The sequence below is a fragment of the Sphingomonas crocodyli genome (genome assembly GCF_004005865.1).
Classification (GTDB): Bacteria; Pseudomonadota; Alphaproteobacteria; order Sphingomonadales; family Sphingomonadaceae; genus Rhizorhabdus; species Rhizorhabdus crocodyli.
The window spans coordinates 1,195,443-1,210,857 of the sequence record NZ_SACN01000001.1 but is presented as its reverse complement, the minus strand read 5'-3'; the positions used below and the strand labels follow the sequence as shown (position 1 = coordinate 1,210,857).

Genomic DNA, 15,415 nt, shown 5'->3' with positions numbered 1-15,415 from the left:
CCAACGCAACCAACCCTGTCGTCCCCGCGATTCGCAAACGTGCCAGCCTTTTACCCCGCCGCTATGTCCCTTCGGCAGCTTGGTTGAACGCTGGATTAACTGGCAAAAAAGCGGAAAGCTGCATAAAGTTTTGCACATGCCCGAAATCTGTGGACCGACGCCCGCATTGCTCGCCCGGCTGGCCGACATATTGGGGCCGCAAGGCTTCACCGCGGACCCTGCCGATATCGATCCCTGGCTGAGCGACTGGCGCGGCCGGTATCGCGGGGCGAGCGCCGCCTTGCTCTCTCCCGCCAATGCCGAACAGGTTGCGGCGATCGTGAAACTCGCGGCCGAGGCGCGCGTGCCGCTGGTGCCGCAGGGGGGCAATACCGGCACCGTGGCGGGCGCGACCCCGCCGGTGGACGGATCGGCGCTGCTCGTCTCCACCCGCCGGATGAACCGCATCCGCGCGATTTCGGCCGAGGATAATGCCGTGATCGCCGAAGCGGGTGTGATCCTGTCCAACCTGCACGACGCCGCCACCGCGATCGGCCGCCGTTTCCCGTTGTCGCTCGCGGCCAAGGGATCGGCGACGATCGGTGGCCTGGTGTCGACCAATGCGGGCGGCACGCAGGTTCTGCGCTTCGGCACGATGCGCAACCTGCTGCTGGGGATCGAGGCGGTGTTGCCCGACGGATCGATCTTCCACGGGCTGGAAACACTGAGGAAGGACAATCGCGGTTACGATCTGCGCCAATTGCTCGCGGGCGCCGAAGGGACGCTGGGCATCGTCACCGCCGCCAGCCTGCGCCTCGTGCCCCAGCCTGCCGCGCGGGCGGTCGGCTGGGTCGGCCTGCCCGATCCGCAGGCCGCGCTCACCCTGCTGCGCCGGCTGGAGGAGGCGACGGGTGAGGCGGTCGAAAGCTTCGAACTGGTCCCCGCCCGCGCGCTCGATCTCGTCCTCGCCAACATTCCGGGCACCCGCGCGCCGCTCACCGGTCCGCACGCCTGGAATGCCCTGATCGAGGTGACGGGGGCCGAAGGCGGCGCCGATCCCGCCGCTCTGCTCGAATCCGCGCTTGCCGCCGCGATCGAGGCCGAGCTGGTCGAGGATGCGACGATCGCCGCCAGCGAGGCGCAGGCCGAGGCGCTGTGGGCGCTTCGCGAATCGATTTCGGAGGCCGAGCGGATCGACGGGGCTTCGGCCAAGCACGACATCGCCGTGCCCGTCACCGCGATGCCCGCTTTCCTGATCGAGGAGGAGGCCGCGGTCGAGGCCGCCTTCCCCGGATGCCGCATCATCGCCTTCGGCCATCTGGGCGACGGCAATATCCACTTCAACATCCTGCCGCCCCACGGCGTGGATCGGGGGGCGTGGATGGCCGAAAAAGGCCCCGAAGTCAGCGCCTTCGTCCATGATCGCGTCGCGGCGCGCGGCGGCACCCTTTCCGCCGAACATGGCATCGGGCAGGCCAAGCTGGCCGAGTTCGTCCGCCTCGCCGATCCGGTGCGGCTGGCAACGATGACCGCGATCAAGCAGGCGATCGATCCTTTGGGGCTGATGAACCCCGGCAAGCTCCTTCCGCTTGCGTCGCGCGCGCCCACGCCATAGAGCCTCGGCCCATCGTGGGGGCGGTGTGTCGGCTCCACCAGACGTCTTCAGGAGTGTATCACATCATGGCGAGCGCACCCGCCCAGGGCCTTCCGCTGTTCTACAAGGATCTTCAGCCGCTCTCGAGCCTGGATCATGCCGATTGGAAGGCGCGCAACATCGGTTCGGCGAGCTTCTTCGCGCAGGCGCATGCCGTGCCGCTGACGGTCGAGGAATTCATCTCGGCGCAGCGTTTCCACCCGATCGTCTTTTCGGCCGGCGACAATCCCGTGCCGCTCGCGCTCATGGGCCTGAACGAGGGCGTCAACGTCTTCGTCGATGAAAATGGCCAGCCGAACCGCGAGATGTACATCCCGGCTTACGTCCGCCGCTATCCGTTCCTGCTGGCGCGCCTGCGCCCCGATTCGGACGAGCTGTCGCTCTGCTTCGATCCTTCGTCGGGCGTGCTCGGCGCGTTCGATGAAGGCGATCCGATCTTCGTCGATGGCCAGCCCAGCGACGTGATCAAGGGCACGCTGGAATTCTGCGAAAAGTTCGAACAGGCGGGCGCCCAGTCGGGTTTCTTCATGAACGAGCTGATCAACAACAAGCTGCTGATCGATGGCGAAGCGACGATCCAGCTGCCCGATGGCAGCGCGCCCTTCGTCTATCGCGGTTTCCAGATCGTGTCGGAAGAGCGCGTGCTCGAACTGCGCGGCGATGTGGTGCGCAAGCTGGTGCAGACCGGCGTGATGCCGCTGATCTACGCCCACCTCTTCTCGCTGCAGCTGATGCAGGTGCTGTTCGGCCTGCAGCAGGAACAGGGCAAGGTTCCGCAGCCCGAACTCGTCCTGCCGTCCTAATCCAAACGCCTTGAAGTCACCCCGGCGACAGCGCCGGGGTGACGATCGCGCCGCGCCCCCGCATCGTCGCTACCGCAGCGAAACGACCGGGCTGAGTCGCCGCCGTCACTGACATCGATATCAGCATGAAGCGCCGATATTTTTCGGGGCTCGTTTCGCTGCGCCAATTAACCATCTGAATCGATGATCATTTTTCCGCGCTCTAGGGAAATTTCCCTACACGCGAGAATGCCTTGAAAAGGCAATATACCCTTCCTATCTTGTTGTTGTGCGGTGCCGTGCCCCCCTTTCGCGGCGGCGCACTGCGCATCCTCCTTGGATGCGCTCCTCCCTGAACCTTGGCCACCTCGCGCTTGCGCGAGGTGGTTTTTTCTTGTCCAACGCAGATCGAATGCTGCGGGGCGGGCGCTGCTTCAAAACACGGTGATCCAAATCACTCCATGTAAACTAATGTGCATTAGTTTACATTGATGGTCCTGTTTCGAGGGAGCGAATGCTCAAAGACCTGCGCATCCTGATCGTCGAGGATCAGCCTATCATCGCCTTCGCCGTGCAGGAGATGCTGCACGAATTGCGCGCCGAAATCGTGGGGCCGGTGAAGACGCTGGCCGAGGCGATAGATCTCGTTTCCACCCAGCATTTCGATGCGGCGCTGATCGACGTGTGGCTGAAGGGCGAAGCATCCTTCCCGATCGGCAATCTCTTGGCCAGCAAGGGCATACCCTTCATGGTGATGAGCGGGCTGGCCAATGAAGGCGAACCGCAAAGCTTCCAGGACGCGCCCCGCCTGTTGAAGCCGTTCACGCTCGACGAACTGAAGGCCGGCTTCGCCAATAGCGGCCTGTTTCGCGGCCGATAAGGGCAGCTATTCCGCCGCCATCGGCAAGGCGGCGTCGCGCAGGCGATCCGCCAGCCGCGCGGTGATCTCGCCAAACAGGGCGCGGCATTCGGCCAGCCCCTGCGGAATGATCGCGCCCGCCCCGTCGAGGTAGAGCGTGCGGTCGAACTCGATCTGGATCGCGTGGATGCCGCCGCGCGGATTGGCATGGCGGCGCAGCGCATGGCCGCCCGCATAAGGCGCGTTGCGGATCGCGGGCAGGCCGGTCTCCGCAACCGTCTCCATCACCAGATCGATCAGGCCGATATCGGCAGCACTCCCGTGCAAATCGCCCACCACGATCCGCGCAGGCGTGCGCCCATAGCTGGGGGGGAGCGCGGGCATCGAATGGCAATCGAGCAGCAGCGCCGCGCCATATTGCGTCCGCGCCGCGCCCAGCGCCTCGGCGATCGCGCGATGATAGGGCATGTGGATCGTCGCGATCCGGCCCAGCGCCTCGTCGGCCGGCAGGCGCCCCCGCCACAATTCGCCAACATGCGGCAGGCGGCGCGGAAACAGGCCCAGCCCGGCGCGCAGCTTGGGGGTCGGCGGCAGCGGATCGATCGCGATCGGGCCGAGGATCATTTCCGGATCGATCTCGCGCGGATCGCGGTTCAGATCGAGCATCGCCCGCGCCAGCCGCGCGACGATCAGGGTCGCGCCGGTGCCGCGCGCGCCGTCCGCAATTTTGTCGGCCAGCCGATCCTCAAGCCCTGCGAGCGTATCCTCGCTCACCCGCGCGGTGGCGAGCAGGGTCTGCGGATAGACGCGCCCCGCGTGCGGCACCGCGACGACCACGGGGTGCCCCCCCGGCGATCCCGCCTCGATCGTGAACGGCACGTCCATGCCCTGATTGCGACTCCACTGTTACAAACGTCTGCGTGCATCTTTTGCGGCGTGCGATGGATTTTGTTAAGAGCTTGCAGCATAAGCGCGTTGGCGGCGTTATTGACGCAGGCTTCAGGCGGACTGGCATGACGATCCGAATTCTTTTGGCCGAGGACGACGATTCGATGCGCGAATATCTTTCGCGCGCGCTCGAAAAGACCGGCTACAGCGTAACGACCGTCGATCGCGGCACCGCCGCGCTGCCGCTGCTTGAGAATCAGCGCTTCGATCTGCTGCTGACCGACATCGTGATGCCCGAAATGGACGGCATCGAACTGGCCCAGCGCGCGAGCGTGCTGGCGCCCGACATGCGCGTCATGTTCATCACCGGCTTCGCCGCGGTCGCGCTCAAGAACGGCCAGACCCCGCCCGATGCCAAGGTTTTGTCGAAGCCGTTCCACCTGCGCGACCTGGTTCTCGAGGTCGATCGCATGTTCCAGGTAGGCACCGCCGCCGACCTCTGAAATTATGTTACGTTCGGTCTTGCGCGGGGCGGATCACCCCGCTAGAGACGCCGGCGTTGGGCGTGTAGCTCAGTGGTAGAGCACTGTGTTGACATCGCAGGGGTCGCAAGTTCAATCCTTGCCACGCCCACCATTAAAAGCCCGCCAGGTCAGCGACTTGGCGGGCTTTTTTGCGTCTTGCGATAGCGCCTGCTTACGGCCGCAGCGACGCGCCGCCGTCCACGGCCATCACCTGCCCGTTGATCCATTCGCCATCCTTGGAGAACAGCATCGCCACCATTGCGGCGATGTCCTCCACGCGGCCCAGGCGGGGGGATCGGTGGGCGGCGAGCATGGCGGCTTGGTTTTCGGCGGGCATGTGGGCGAGGTGATAATCGGTCATCACCATGCCGGGGCAGATCGCGTTGGCGCGCACCCCGTCCTTGCCCCAGCGGCTCGCGATATGGCGGACGAGCGCGTTCACGCCCGACTTGGTCATCGCATAGGCCACGCGCTGCGGCTCGCCCATGTGGCCGGCCGAGGAGGAGGTGACGACATAGGCGCCCTTGTTCGCGATCAGGTGCGGCAAAGCGTGGCGCGCGCACAGCAAAGCGCCGCGCAGGTTCACCGCGATCGTCCGGTCGAAAATGTCGAGCGGGATGTCGAGCGCATTCGTGTCGCTGAGGATCGCCTTCATGTCGGCGGCATTGGCGTGCATGAAATCGAGCCGGCCGAATGCTTTCACCGTGGCATCTACGAGGCCGGCGATCGAGGCGTCGTCGGATGCGTCATAAGCCATCGACGCCGCCCGCCCGCCGGCCGCGACGATCGCATCGGCGGTGGCGCGCGCCGAATCCGCGTTGATGTCGCCGATCATCACCGCCGCCCCCTCTTCGGCCAGCCGCAACGCGGTCGCCCCGCCGATCCCGCCGCCGCCGGCCACGATCGCCACCTTGCCTTCCAGTCTGCGCATCCTGCTTATCCTTTTCGTGTGATCAGCCGCGCCGGGATCGGCTGGTGGCCGAGACTCCCCGGCAGCGGCGGATAGGTTTCTCCTGGGACGGTTTCGAGCCGGTCCAGCCGGTCGAGCAATGTCTCGACCGCGATCTGCGCCTCCATCCGCGCGAGGCCCGCGCCGGGGCAGACATGCGATCCCGCGCCGAAGGCCAGATGCTTGCGCGGCTCGCGCCGGTCGAGGCGGAAGGCCCCGCCTTCGTCGATCAGCCGCTCGTCATGATTGGCCGAACCGATCCCCATTTCGACCCACTCGCCCTTCCCCATCGCGACCCCGCCGAAGACGGTGTCGCGGGTGCATTGGCGCGTGGTGCGCTGAACCGGCGAATCGCGGCGCAGCGATTCCTCGACGAAGTTGGCGACGAGCGACCGATCGGCCGCGAGCGCCGCCCAGATGTCCGCATCCTGCACCAGCCGGTTGACGAGGTGCGCGAGCAGCGACCGGGTGGTGTGCACCCCCGCCTGGATCATGAAGTGCAGCTGGGTGACGATCTCCGCATCGCTCAGCGGCTCACCCTCGATCACCGCGTCGAGCAGCAGCGCCATCAGGTCGTTCGACGGCCGATCCAGCGCGCGTTGATGCGCGAGATAGGCGGAGAAGAAAACGTGGCTCGACGGCCCCTCCGGCGGCACGCCCGGCGTCACCGGGCGCTGCATCAGCGTGCCGTCTTCGGACCAGCGCATGAATTCGCCCGCCGCCGCATCGTCGAGATCCATGATCCGCGACATCGCGAAGGCCGGGATCGCCATCGCATAATCGTCGTGCAGATTGGCCACGGGCTTTGCGAGCATCGCATCGACCAGCCGGTCGCATTCCTCGCGCAATTTGGGTTCGACTGCCTTCAGCCGCGCGGAGGACATCGATGCGGTGATCAGCCGGCGGATCGCCTTGTGGCGTGGCTCCTCGATCTCGCTCAGATAATGCTGTTCGGCCGGGATCGCGTCGACGCCCGCGGGAATGCCGGTGATCGGGCCGAGATCGGCACGGAACGTATCGACGTCGGTCAGCGCGGCGCTGACATCTTCATAGCGCGACAGATACCAGGCGCCCTTGGGCGTGCGGTAGATCGGCTGCTCGGCCCGGATCCGCGCGAGAATATCGAACGGCACACCTTCGGATACGAAGCGCGGATCGTGCGGATCGAAATCGGCCATCGCGGCATCCCCTCAGCCTGTTGATGCTGAGCTATGGCGCGGCCGGCGGCGGCGGGAGTGCGAAGTCGGGCTTTCCGGGGTGACGGATGCTTCAGGCGGCGATTGCTATTGAGAAAAGCGCAGCAGCCGTTCAAGCGCGCGCAACTTCACCGCAAAATCTTTGCGGGCACTCGCTCGATTACGAGAGCTGCAGACGGTCGAGGTAAAGAGGAGTTGGCCGAGTTGATCTAACTCGTCGGCCTCGTAGGCACGCAACGTAGCCCGTTCATCCGCCGAAAATTTTGACAACGCCGCCTCGAGGCGAAAAACCTGCTCCTCAGGAAGCTCCCCACATATCTGGGCGTAGTGCCTAGCGGAAATTACCTGCTGCGCGGCTTCGATCGACGATGACGACTTTGCGTACACTGCGCTCCCTAGAATAAGCGCCCACCACATAGTGGCGAAGGTCCGCACTAACATCAGCCGAAACGCCCCGGCACGTAGCGTTCGGGATCGAGCCCCGCCGGTACCGCCCGCCCCAGCAGCAGCGCCGCCGCCAGCGCCGCGGCGGCGGGCGCGGTCTGGATGCCGAAGCCGCCCTGCCCCGCGCACCAGAAGAAGCCGGGTGCCTTCGCGTCGAAGCCATAAACCGGCGCGCGATCGGGGGAGAAGCTGCGCAGGCCCGCCCAAGCATGTTCGCGCTTCAGGATGCGCCAGTCGACCGCATGCTCCATCCGGTCGATCGCGATCGCGACGTCGAGTTCTTCCGGCGCCGCATCGCACGGATCGCACGCCGTCTCGTCATGCGGGGAGAGCCAGAGCTTGCCGGCCTCGGGCTTGAAGTAGAACAATTCCTCCGCATCCATGACCAGCGGCAGATCGGCAGGCGCAGGCGGATCGACCGCAAGCTGGATCACGGTGCGGCGATAGGGCTGGATGCCGATCGGGGCGACGCCCGCCAGCCGCGCGACGTCATCGGCCCAGGCGCCCGCCGCGTTGACGAGGATGTCGGCGGCGAAGCGCCCGGCGGTCGTCTCCACCACCCAGCCGCCGCCTTCGCGCGCCGCGCCCAGCAGCCGCGCCGAGCGCACGATCTCCACCCCGGCCCGCCGCGCCTTGCCCAGACAGTCGGCATGGAGCGCGGCGACGTCGATGTCGGCGCAGCTTGGCTCGTAAAGGCCGGTGTCGCGCTCCGCCCGCACGCCGGGCACCCAGCGTTCGATACCGGCGCGGTCGAGCGGCTCCAGCACCACGCCCGTTCCCGCAAACTCCGCCGCCAGCCTGTCCAGCGCCGCGCGCCCTTCGGCGGTGCCCGCGACATGCAGGCAACCGCGCGGTTTCAGGAAGCCGCCATCCTGCAACGGGGTGAGCGACGCGCTGGTCAGCGGCTGCACCGCCGGCCCGCCATAGGTTTCGGACCAGAAGGCGGCCGATCGCCCGGTGCTGTGATAGCCCGGCTGATCCTCCCCCTCGATCAGGATGATGCGGGCGGCGTTCCCGATCGCCGCCGCCAGACTGGCGCCCGCGATTCCGGCACCCACGATCAGGATTTCGGCACGGCTTAGACTAAGGTCCATAAGGCCCGCTTACGGTTTGGTAACCGCCTCCGTCTAGTTCTCCTTAACCATGATTACCGATGCATCCGATATTTTCGCGGCCGTCTTGTCGGTCCTGCTGCTGATGGCGGCGTGGACCGATCTGCGCAGCCGGATCATCAGCAACGAGCTGAACGCCGTGATCGCATTGCTTGCGATCGTGTGGTGGTTCGTCGGCGGCTATCCGCTGTGGCCCGATATCGGGCTGCGCGTGATCCTGGCCTTCGGTCTGTTTGCGGTGTTCGCAACGCTGTTCGCGCTGCGCATCATGGGCGGCGGCGATGTGAAGATGATGGGCGCCTTCGCGCTCTGGCTGCCGATGCCGCTGGTCCTGCCGATGCTGTTCGTGACCGCGATCGCCGGCGGCCTGATCGCCGGCTTCCTGGCCATCCGTGCCCGTTTCCGCCCGAACGAAGCCCCGCCCGAGGTGCCTTATGGCATCGCGATCGCGCTGGGCGGCTTCTGGGTCATGGCAAACGGGTTGTTAACCATCCGCGCTGCATAAAGACGACATCGAGCGAACGTTTGCGCTCAAGGACGAGGCTTTCCGACGATGGACGCTAGGAAATTGCTGTTGCTGATCGTGGCGCTGTTGATGGCGGGTGTATCCGCCTTCTTCGCACGCGGCATGTTCGGGGGCGAACCCGAAGCGGTTGCCGCGCCTGCGGCCGTCGCCGCCGCGCCCGTGCCGTCCGGCCCCGAAGTGCTGGTCGCATCGCGCGCTTTGCCGGTCGGCACGATCATCGGCCCGGAAAGCGTCCGGTATCAGCGTTGGCCCGCCGATCTGGTCGACGCGAAGAATTATTATGTGAAGGGTGAATCCGACATCGCCTCGCTGACGGGCACGGTCGTTCGCGTCCCCGTGACCGCCGGTCAGCCGGTGACGCAGGGTTCGCTGGTGAAGCCGGGCGATCGTGGCTTCCTCGCCGCCGCACTGGGGCCGGGCATGCGCGCCGTGACGGTCGCCGTGTCGGCGCAGTCGAGCGTCGCGGGCTTCGTGTTTCCGGGCGACCGGGTCGATCTGCTGCTGGCGCAGGAAGTGCCCGGCGGCGGCGATGGCCCGCCGCTGAAGGCGGCCGAGACGATCATCCGCAACATCCGCGTCCTCGCCACCGATCAAAAGACCGACAAGACCGTCGACGAGGCCGGCAAGACCGTCGTCGCGCAATATTCGAACGTCACGCTGGAGGCGACGCCGAAAATCGCCGAGAAGATCGCCGTCGCGCAGACGATGGGGCAGCTGTCGCTGTCGCTCCGTTCGATCGCCGACGACAAGGCGCAGCTTGAGGATGCGATCGCCAACGGCCAGGTTTCGGCCCCCGCCGACGCCCGCGCCGAACGCCAGCTGATGCTCCAGCTTTCGTCGACCCCGATCGATACCAACCCGACCTACACCGTCGGCGCCGATGTCTCGCGCTTCCAGCGCAGCTCGGTGCCCGCGAAGGTCGCCGGCGGCACGCCGCTGGCCACCCCGATGGGTGGTGGCGCGCCCAAGCCGATCGTCACCATCCGCCGCGGCTCGGCCACGGCGGCGGGAGAGAATTGAGATGCGTATGCGTAACACCGCCCCTCTGATCACCGGAGCGATCCTGCTGGGTCTCGCCCTCGCGCCCACCAACGGCGCGTCGGCCGCGACCCCGTCGAGCGGCGTCACCCGTCACGCGCTGACGGCCAAGCCGACCGACGTGATGACGCTGTCGATCGGCCAGGGCCAGCTTGTGCAGCTGCCCGCGGCGATGAGCGACCTGTTCGTCGCCGATCCCGCCGTCGCCGATGTGCAGGCGCGCTCGCGTAGCCAGCTCTACGTCTTCGGCAAGGGCGGCGGTTCGACGGTGGTCTATGCGACCGACGCGACCGGCAAGGTCGTCTGGTCGTCCACGGTGCGCGTCGACAAGAATATCACCAACGTCGAAACGATGCTCAAGCTCGCCATGCCCGATGCGGACATCAAGGCGACGACGATGAACGGCATCGTCCTGCTCACCGGCACGGTCGCAGCCCCGGCGGATGTCGAGGAAGCGCAGAAGCTGGTCGAAAAGTTCGTCGGCGCCGGCAAGGACGGCGACGGCGTTCAGGTCGTCAACCGGATCAAGTCGGCCACGCCGCTGCAGGTTCAGCTGCGCGTGAAGATCGCGGAGGTGAACCGCGCCTTCGCCAAGTCGGTGGGCGTCAACCTGCTGAGCCAGGACACGTCGGGCGGTTTCCTGTTCGGCGTGGGCCGCGGCGATGCGGGCACGATCACCACGACGACCGATCCCGTCACCGGCCTGCCCAACGGCACCGAATATAAGTTCAACAATGCGGTGGGCGCGACCACGCTGGGCTTCGCCAAGCATATGCTGGGCATGGACCTGCTCGCCACGCTCGACCTTGCCGAAACCGACGGCCAGCTCACCACGCTTGCCGAGCCGAACCTGACCGCAATGTCGGGCGAGACTGCCAGCTTCCTGGCCGGCGGCGAAATCCCGATCCCGCTGTCGCAGGGTCTGGGCGCCGTTTCGGTCGAGTTCAAGCAGTACGGCGTCAGCCTGTCCTTCACCCCGACGGTGCTGTCGGGCGGCCGCATCTCGCTGCGCGTCCGTCCCGAAGTGTCGCAGCTGTCGTCGGCCGGTGCTGTGAAGGTCGGCTCGATAGAAATCCCCGGCATCACCACGCGTCGTATGGAAACGACGGTCGAGCTCGGTTCGGGCCAGGCCTTCGTGATCGGCGGCCTGCTGTCGAACACGTCGAACAACACGATCGACAAGGCGCCGTTCCTGGGCGACCTGCCGATCCTGGGCAATCTGTTCCGTTCCACCGGCTTCAAGCGCAACGAGACCGAATTGATGGTCGTCGTCACACCCTATCTGGTGCGCCCGGTCTCCGCTTCGCAGATCGCGCTGCCGACCGATGGGATGCGCGCGCCGACCGATGGCGAAGCGATCATCGCCGGCCAGATCTTCAGCGGCAAGCCGGGCGCCAAGCCCGCCGTGCCGCAGGCCGCGCCCGCCCGCACCATCCCCGCTCCGCAGGGTCCGGTGTCGAAGGCCGCGCCCAAGTCCACCACCCAGACCGCATCGATCCCCGATGCGGGCTTCTCGATCTACTGATGGGACATCAGACGATGCATCGCGCCATCCTCTCCCTCGCCCTGATCGGGCTTCCGCTGTCGCCCGCGCTGGCGGATCGCTTCAACCGGACGGTGGACTCGGTCCACCAGCCGGTCGTCTCGCGATCCGACTATGTGCTCGACGTACCTGCCGCCGGGCTCAGCCCCGATCAGGCCGACAAGGTCGATCAGTGGTTCCGCGCGATCGACCTCGGCTATGGCGACCGCGTCAGCCTGGATGCGTCGCAGGCGGGCAGCAGCGGCGCTGCGGCCGACGTCGCGAAGATCGTCGGCGGCTACGGCCTGCTGATGAGCCGCGGTGCGCCCGCGACCGAAGGCGCGATCCCCGGCGGCTATCTGCGCATCGTCGTCAGCCGTTCGACCGCCAGCGTCCCCGGCTGCCCCGATTACAGCCAGCCGTCGCAGCCCAATTTCACCGCCTCGACATCGTCCAACTATGGCTGCGCGACCAACAGCGCGCTCGCCGCGATGATCGCCAATCCGGAAGATCTGGTGCGCGGGGCCGAAGCTTCGGGCGCCGACAATGCCGAGGGCGCGACCCGCGCGGTCCGCGCATGGCGCGCGTCCGAACCGACGTCGAAGCAGGGGCTGAAGCAAGAATCGACGAAGGGAGGCAATTGATATGAACGCGCCCTTCAACCCGACGGCCGCAGCGACCCGGCACCCGTTCGCGGCCTATGTCTGCGACGATCTGTCGGCCGAACTGCTCAAGCCGCTCGCCTTCGAACTCGGCTGGCCGCCGGAATCGGTGTCCAAGGGCGGCATTCGCACGGCGATCCAGTCGCTGTCGGTATCGGCCAGCCCGACGATCCTGTTCGTCGACTTGTCCGATTGCGCCGATCCGCTGGGCGATATCAACGCGCTGGCCGAAGTATGCGAACCCGGCACCGCCGTGATCGCGTGCGGCGCGATCAACGATGTCCGCATGTATCGCGAACTGCTGAACAGCGGCATTCAGGATTATCTGCTCAAGCCCTTCACCGCCGATCAGGTGCGTGACAGTTTCGCCACCGCACAGATGATGCTGATGGGCCCGCGCCACGGCAGCGCGGACGATATCCGCATCCACCTGATGACCGCGGTGATCGGCGTGCGCGGCGGCGTCGGCGCGTCGACGGTCGCCAGCTCGCTTGCGTGGCTGATGGGCGAAACCGGCGGCCATTCGACCGCCCTGCTCGACCTCGACGTCCATTTCGGCACTGGCGCGCTCTCGCTCGATCTCGAGCCGGGCCGTGGCCTCACCGACGCGATCGACAATCCCGCGCGCATCGACGGCCTGTTCCTCGAACGCGCGCTGGTGAAGGCGAACGACAAGCTGGCGGTCCTTTCGGCCGAAGCGCCGATCGGCAATCCGATCGTCACCGACGGACAGGCTTATTATCAGCTTCAGGAGGAAATGAAGGCGGCGTTCGAATGCACCGTCGTCGACATTCCCCGCCACATGATGATCCAGCATCCGCACCTGTTCCACGACGTGCAGTCGGTGGTGCTAGTGGTCGATCTGACGCTGGCGGCGACCCGCGACACGATCCGCATCCTTGCGTGGCTGAAGACCAACGCGCCGCAGGCCGGCGTGCTGATCGTCGCCAACAAGGTCGCGCCCAGCCTGACCGAGATCAGCCGCAAGGATTTCGAAAGCTCGATCGAACGCTCGGTCGATTTCCTGCTGCCCTATGATCACAAGCAGGTCGTCAATGCCGCCAAGCTCGGCAAGTCGATCGCCGACGCCGGCAAATCGTCGAAGCTGGGCCAGGGCATCGGCCAGATCGCCAAGAAGCTGCTCGAACTCGTCACCGAGGACGACACCGCCGAAACCAAGAAGGCGTCGCTGCTCGATGAGCTGGTGACGATCTTCAAGGCCAAGCCTTCGGGCGTGAAGAAGTAAGCGGACGGCTGAGGCGCGCATAGGGTGACCACCCTCCTCATCTTCACCTTCCTGATGACGAGCATGCTCGCCGTCGCCTGGGCGATCGCGCGGCCTGCGTCGGCGCGCGCCAAGGCGCGACGGCTCGCATCGATCAAGTCGCGCCACGCCACCGCCGGTGAAGCCGTGGTCAGCGAACAGGTGCGCAAGCTCCTGTCGAGCCGCGCTGCGCTGGCCGCGCGGCAGGGTTCGCTGTTCGCCAGCCTCGTCCCCGGCCCCGCCGACCTCGCCCTGCGCATCGATGCGGCGGGCAAGGATTGGACGCCCAAGCAATTCTACATCGTCTCGGCCGCGGCGGGCTTCGTGCCCTTCGTGCTGCTCTGGGCCTATGGCTTCCCCTTCCTGATGGCGCTGATGCTCGGCGCCGCGATCGGCCTTGCGATCCCGCGCATGGTGCTGACCTCGCTGGTCAAGCGCCGGCTGAACGGGTTCATCAGCCGCTTTCCCGACGCGATCGAGCTGCTGGTCCGCGGCCTGCGCGCCGGCCTGCCCATTTCCGAGACGATCGGCGCCGTCGGCTCCGAAATCGACGGCCCGGTAGGCGAGGAATTCCGCACCGTCGCCGATCGCATGAAGATCGGCCGCACGCTCGAAGGCGCGTTGCAGGATACGGCGGACCGGATCGGCACCGCCGAATTCCAGTTCTTCGTCATCACGCTGGCGATCCAGCGCGAGACCGGCGGCAATCTGGCCGAGACGCTCAGCAACCTGGCCGACGTGCTGCGCAAGCGCATGCAGATGAAGCTGAAGATTTCGGCGATGTCGTCCGAATCGAAGGCGTCCGCCTATATCATCGGCGCTTTGCCCTTCGTCGTGTTCGGCCTGATCAGCTTCATCAGCCCCGCCTATATGGGCGGTTTCTTCCACGACACGCGGCTGATGATCGCGGGTGGCGTGGGCCTCGTCTGGATGTCCATCGGCGCGTTCATCATGCGCGAAATGATCAACTTCGAGATCTGACGCGATGAGCCCGCACGCCCCCGATGCCGCTTTCTACCATACGGTCATTTCGATCGGCATGGCGCTGGCCACCGCCGTCGTCGTCCTGATCCTGGGCCATTCGATGGTGAAAACCTTCGCGCGCGATCCGATGGCGCGCCGCGTGAAGGCGCTCAACGATCGCCGCGAACAGCTGAAGGCCGGCGTCGCCGCCTCCAAGACGCGCCGCCGCGCCAAGCTGGAGCAGAAGAACGCCAAGATCGACTGGATGAAGTCGGTCCTGGGTTCGATGAAGATGCTGCAGGATACGCAGCTCAAGGATGCGGCGCTCAATCTGTCGCGCGCGGGTATCCGCACGAAGGATGCGGCGATCACGGTCATCTTCTTTCGTCTGGTCGCCCCGATCCTGATCGGCGGCACCGCGGCGATCGGCGTCTATCTGCTCAACTGGTTTCCGGAAGCTTCGGCCTTCAAGAAATATATGATCGTCGCGGGTTCGCTGGTGCTCAGCTACAAGGCGCCCGACATCTATGTGAAGAACCTGATCACCAAGCGTCAGAAGGAAATCCGCAAGGCGCTTCCCGACGCGCTCGATCTGATGGTGATCTGCGCCGAAGCCGGCCTGACCGTCGACATGGCGTTCAACCGCGTCGCGCGCGAACTGAGCAAGGCTTATCCCGAACTGGGCGACGAATTCGCGCTGACCGCGATCGAATTGGGCTTCCTCACCGATCGGCGCATGGCGTTCGAGAACCTCGCCAAGCGCGTGAACCTCGAATCGATCCGCGGCGTCGTGACCACGATGGTGCAGACCGAGAAATACGGCACCCCGCTCGCGGCTGCCCTCCGCGTCCTCTCGGCCGAATTCCGCCACGAACGCATGATGAAGGCCGAAGAAAAGGCCGCGCGCCTGCCCGCGATCATGACCGTTCCGCTGATCATGTTCATCCTGCCGGTGCTGTTCATCGTCATCCTCGGCCCTGCCGCCTGCTCGATCAGCGACAACATGTTCCATTAATGGGACTCGGGAACCCTTAACGCCTCCCATTCGTTGCG

General features: G+C 66.0%; 16 protein-coding genes and 1 tRNA gene. 12 read left to right on the top strand and 5 right to left on the bottom strand.

Going from position 1 to position 15,415, the window contains the following annotated elements; translation table 11 throughout:
* Nucleotides 1-136: 136 nt before the first annotated feature.
* The 3 genes from EOD43_RS05635 (at nt 137) to EOD43_RS05625 (ending at nt 3,295) form a co-directional block, all read left to right on the top strand.
* Nucleotides 137-1,594, top strand: a complete 1,458-nt coding sequence (locus EOD43_RS05635; RefSeq protein WP_127741884.1) for an FAD-binding oxidoreductase — start codon at nt 137-139, stop codon at nt 1,592-1,594.
* Between the two features lie 65 nt (nt 1,595-1,659).
* Entirely contained in the window at nt 1,660-2,436 is a 777-nt protein-coding gene (locus tag EOD43_RS05630) for a SapC family protein (RefSeq protein ID WP_127741882.1), read from the top strand.
* A 493-nt stretch (nt 2,437-2,929) separates the two neighbouring features.
* Nucleotides 2,930-3,295, top strand: a complete 366-nt coding sequence (locus EOD43_RS05625; protein ID WP_127741880.1) for a response regulator — start codon at nt 2,930-2,932, stop codon at nt 3,293-3,295.
* 6 nt (nt 3,296-3,301) lie between these two features.
* On the opposite strand, the gene EOD43_RS05620 is transcribed toward EOD43_RS05625, so the two are convergent.
* The gene (locus EOD43_RS05620; protein ID WP_127741878.1) at nt 3,302-4,159 is read right to left on the bottom strand and encodes an N-formylglutamate amidohydrolase; all 858 of its coding nucleotides are present in this window, start codon (nt 4,157-4,159) and stop codon (nt 3,302-3,304) included.
* A 128-nt stretch (nt 4,160-4,287) separates the two neighbouring features.
* Between EOD43_RS05620 and cpdR the strand changes: the two genes are divergently transcribed.
* Together cpdR and EOD43_RS05610 are read left to right on the top strand one after the other, a co-directional pair.
* A complete protein-coding gene (gene cpdR / locus EOD43_RS05615; protein ID WP_127741877.1) occupies nt 4,288-4,665 on the top strand; it encodes a cell cycle two-component system response regulator CpdR in 378 nt (125 codons plus the stop codon).
* Between the two features lie 58 nt (nt 4,666-4,723).
* Nucleotides 4,724-4,798, top strand: a tRNA-Val gene (locus EOD43_RS05610).
* Nucleotides 4,799-4,858: 60 nt separating this feature from the next.
* Here EOD43_RS05610 and EOD43_RS05605 read toward each other — a convergent pair.
* The 4 genes from EOD43_RS05605 to EOD43_RS05590 all read right to left on the bottom strand — a co-directional run bounded on the left by EOD43_RS05605 (nt 4,859) and on the right by EOD43_RS05590 (nt 8,369).
* Entirely contained in the window at nt 4,859-5,617 is a 759-nt protein-coding gene (locus EOD43_RS05605; RefSeq protein WP_206363490.1) for an SDR family NAD(P)-dependent oxidoreductase, read from the bottom strand.
* Between the two features lie 5 nt (nt 5,618-5,622).
* Nucleotides 5,623-6,813, bottom strand: coding sequence for a cytochrome P450 (locus EOD43_RS05600; RefSeq protein WP_127741872.1), 1,191 nt, complete (start codon nt 6,811-6,813; stop codon nt 5,623-5,625).
* A gap of 105 nt (nt 6,814-6,918) precedes the next feature.
* Nucleotides 6,919-7,218, bottom strand: a complete 300-nt coding sequence (locus EOD43_RS05595) for a hypothetical protein (protein ID WP_127741870.1) — start codon at nt 7,216-7,218, stop codon at nt 6,919-6,921.
* A 53-nt stretch (nt 7,219-7,271) separates the two neighbouring features.
* Nucleotides 7,272-8,369 carry an NAD(P)/FAD-dependent oxidoreductase gene (locus EOD43_RS05590; protein ID WP_127741868.1) on the bottom strand — a complete coding sequence of 366 codons (1,098 nt, stop codon included), beginning with the start codon at nt 8,367-8,369 and terminating at the stop codon, nt 7,272-7,274.
* Between the two features lie 49 nt (nt 8,370-8,418).
* Here EOD43_RS05590 and EOD43_RS05585 point away from each other — a divergent pair, with 49 nt between their 5' ends.
* The 7 genes from EOD43_RS05585 to EOD43_RS05555 are packed head-to-tail and all read left to right on the top strand — an operon-like array spanning nt 8,419 to nt 15,377.
* Nucleotides 8,419-8,892 (top strand): A24 family peptidase, encoded by a 474-nt coding sequence (locus tag EOD43_RS05585; protein WP_127741866.1) that lies wholly within the window; start codon nt 8,419-8,421, stop codon nt 8,890-8,892.
* Between the two features lie 48 nt (nt 8,893-8,940).
* Entirely contained in the window at nt 8,941-9,933 is a 993-nt protein-coding gene (cpaB, locus tag EOD43_RS05580; protein WP_127741864.1) for a Flp pilus assembly protein CpaB, read from the top strand.
* Between the two features lie 7 nt (nt 9,934-9,940).
* Complete coding sequence (locus tag EOD43_RS05575) at nt 9,941-11,476, top strand: type II and III secretion system protein family protein (protein WP_127741862.1); 1,536 nt, start codon at nt 9,941-9,943, stop codon at nt 11,474-11,476.
* The gene (locus EOD43_RS05570; protein WP_240653093.1) at nt 11,476-12,117 is read left to right on the top strand and encodes a CpaD family pilus assembly protein; all 642 of its coding nucleotides are present in this window, start codon (nt 11,476-11,478) and stop codon (nt 12,115-12,117) included. Before EOD43_RS05575 ends, EOD43_RS05570 begins: the two co-directional genes overlap by 1 nt.
* A 1-nt stretch (nt 12,118) precedes the next feature.
* Nucleotides 12,119-13,381, top strand: coding sequence for a pilus assembly protein CpaE (locus EOD43_RS05565; RefSeq protein WP_127741858.1), 1,263 nt, complete (start codon nt 12,119-12,121; stop codon nt 13,379-13,381).
* Between the two features lie 54 nt (nt 13,382-13,435).
* Nucleotides 13,436-14,380 carry a type II secretion system F family protein gene (locus tag EOD43_RS05560; protein WP_127744639.1) on the top strand — a complete coding sequence of 315 codons (945 nt, stop codon included), beginning with the start codon at nt 13,436-13,438 and terminating at the stop codon, nt 14,378-14,380.
* A 4-nt stretch (nt 14,381-14,384) separates the two neighbouring features.
* Nucleotides 14,385-15,377, top strand: a complete 993-nt coding sequence (locus EOD43_RS05555; RefSeq protein ID WP_127741856.1) for a type II secretion system F family protein — start codon at nt 14,385-14,387, stop codon at nt 15,375-15,377.
* Nucleotides 15,378-15,415 lie beyond the last annotated feature (38 nt).

What these genes read in the sequence shown, in the direction of transcription:
- EOD43_RS05635 (WP_127741884.1), top strand. Translation starts at nt 137, where the DNA reads ATGCCCGAAATCTGTGGACCGACGCCCGCATTGCTCGCCCGGCTGGCC.
- EOD43_RS05630 (WP_127741882.1), top strand. Translation starts at nt 1,660, where the DNA reads ATGGCGAGCGCACCCGCCCAGGGCCTTCCGCTGTTCTACAAGGATCTT.
- EOD43_RS05625 (WP_127741880.1), top strand. Translation starts at nt 2,930, where the DNA reads ATGCTCAAAGACCTGCGCATCCTGATCGTCGAGGATCAGCCTATCATC.
- EOD43_RS05620 (WP_127741878.1), bottom strand. Translation starts at nt 4,159, where the DNA reads ATGGACGTGCCGTTCACGATCGAGGCGGGATCGCCGGGGGGGCACCCC.
- cpdR (WP_127741877.1), top strand. Translation starts at nt 4,288, where the DNA reads ATGACGATCCGAATTCTTTTGGCCGAGGACGACGATTCGATGCGCGAA.
- EOD43_RS05605 (WP_206363490.1), bottom strand. Translation starts at nt 5,617, where the DNA reads ATGCGCAGACTGGAAGGCAAGGTGGCGATCGTGGCCGGCGGCGGCGGG.
- EOD43_RS05600 (WP_127741872.1), bottom strand. Translation starts at nt 6,813, where the DNA reads ATGGCCGATTTCGATCCGCACGATCCGCGCTTCGTATCCGAAGGTGTG.
- EOD43_RS05590 (WP_127741868.1), bottom strand. Translation starts at nt 8,369, where the DNA reads ATGGACCTTAGTCTAAGCCGTGCCGAAATCCTGATCGTGGGTGCCGGA.
- EOD43_RS05585 (WP_127741866.1), top strand. Translation starts at nt 8,419, where the DNA reads ATGATTACCGATGCATCCGATATTTTCGCGGCCGTCTTGTCGGTCCTG.
- cpaB (WP_127741864.1), top strand. Translation starts at nt 8,941, where the DNA reads ATGGACGCTAGGAAATTGCTGTTGCTGATCGTGGCGCTGTTGATGGCG.
- EOD43_RS05575 (WP_127741862.1), top strand. Translation starts at nt 9,941, where the DNA reads ATGCGTAACACCGCCCCTCTGATCACCGGAGCGATCCTGCTGGGTCTC.
- EOD43_RS05570 (WP_240653093.1), top strand. Translation starts at nt 11,476, where the DNA reads ATGGGACATCAGACGATGCATCGCGCCATCCTCTCCCTCGCCCTGATC.
- EOD43_RS05565 (WP_127741858.1), top strand. Translation starts at nt 12,119, where the DNA reads ATGAACGCGCCCTTCAACCCGACGGCCGCAGCGACCCGGCACCCGTTC.
- EOD43_RS05560 (WP_127744639.1), top strand. Translation starts at nt 13,436, where the DNA reads ATGACGAGCATGCTCGCCGTCGCCTGGGCGATCGCGCGGCCTGCGTCG.
- EOD43_RS05555 (WP_127741856.1), top strand. Translation starts at nt 14,385, where the DNA reads ATGAGCCCGCACGCCCCCGATGCCGCTTTCTACCATACGGTCATTTCG.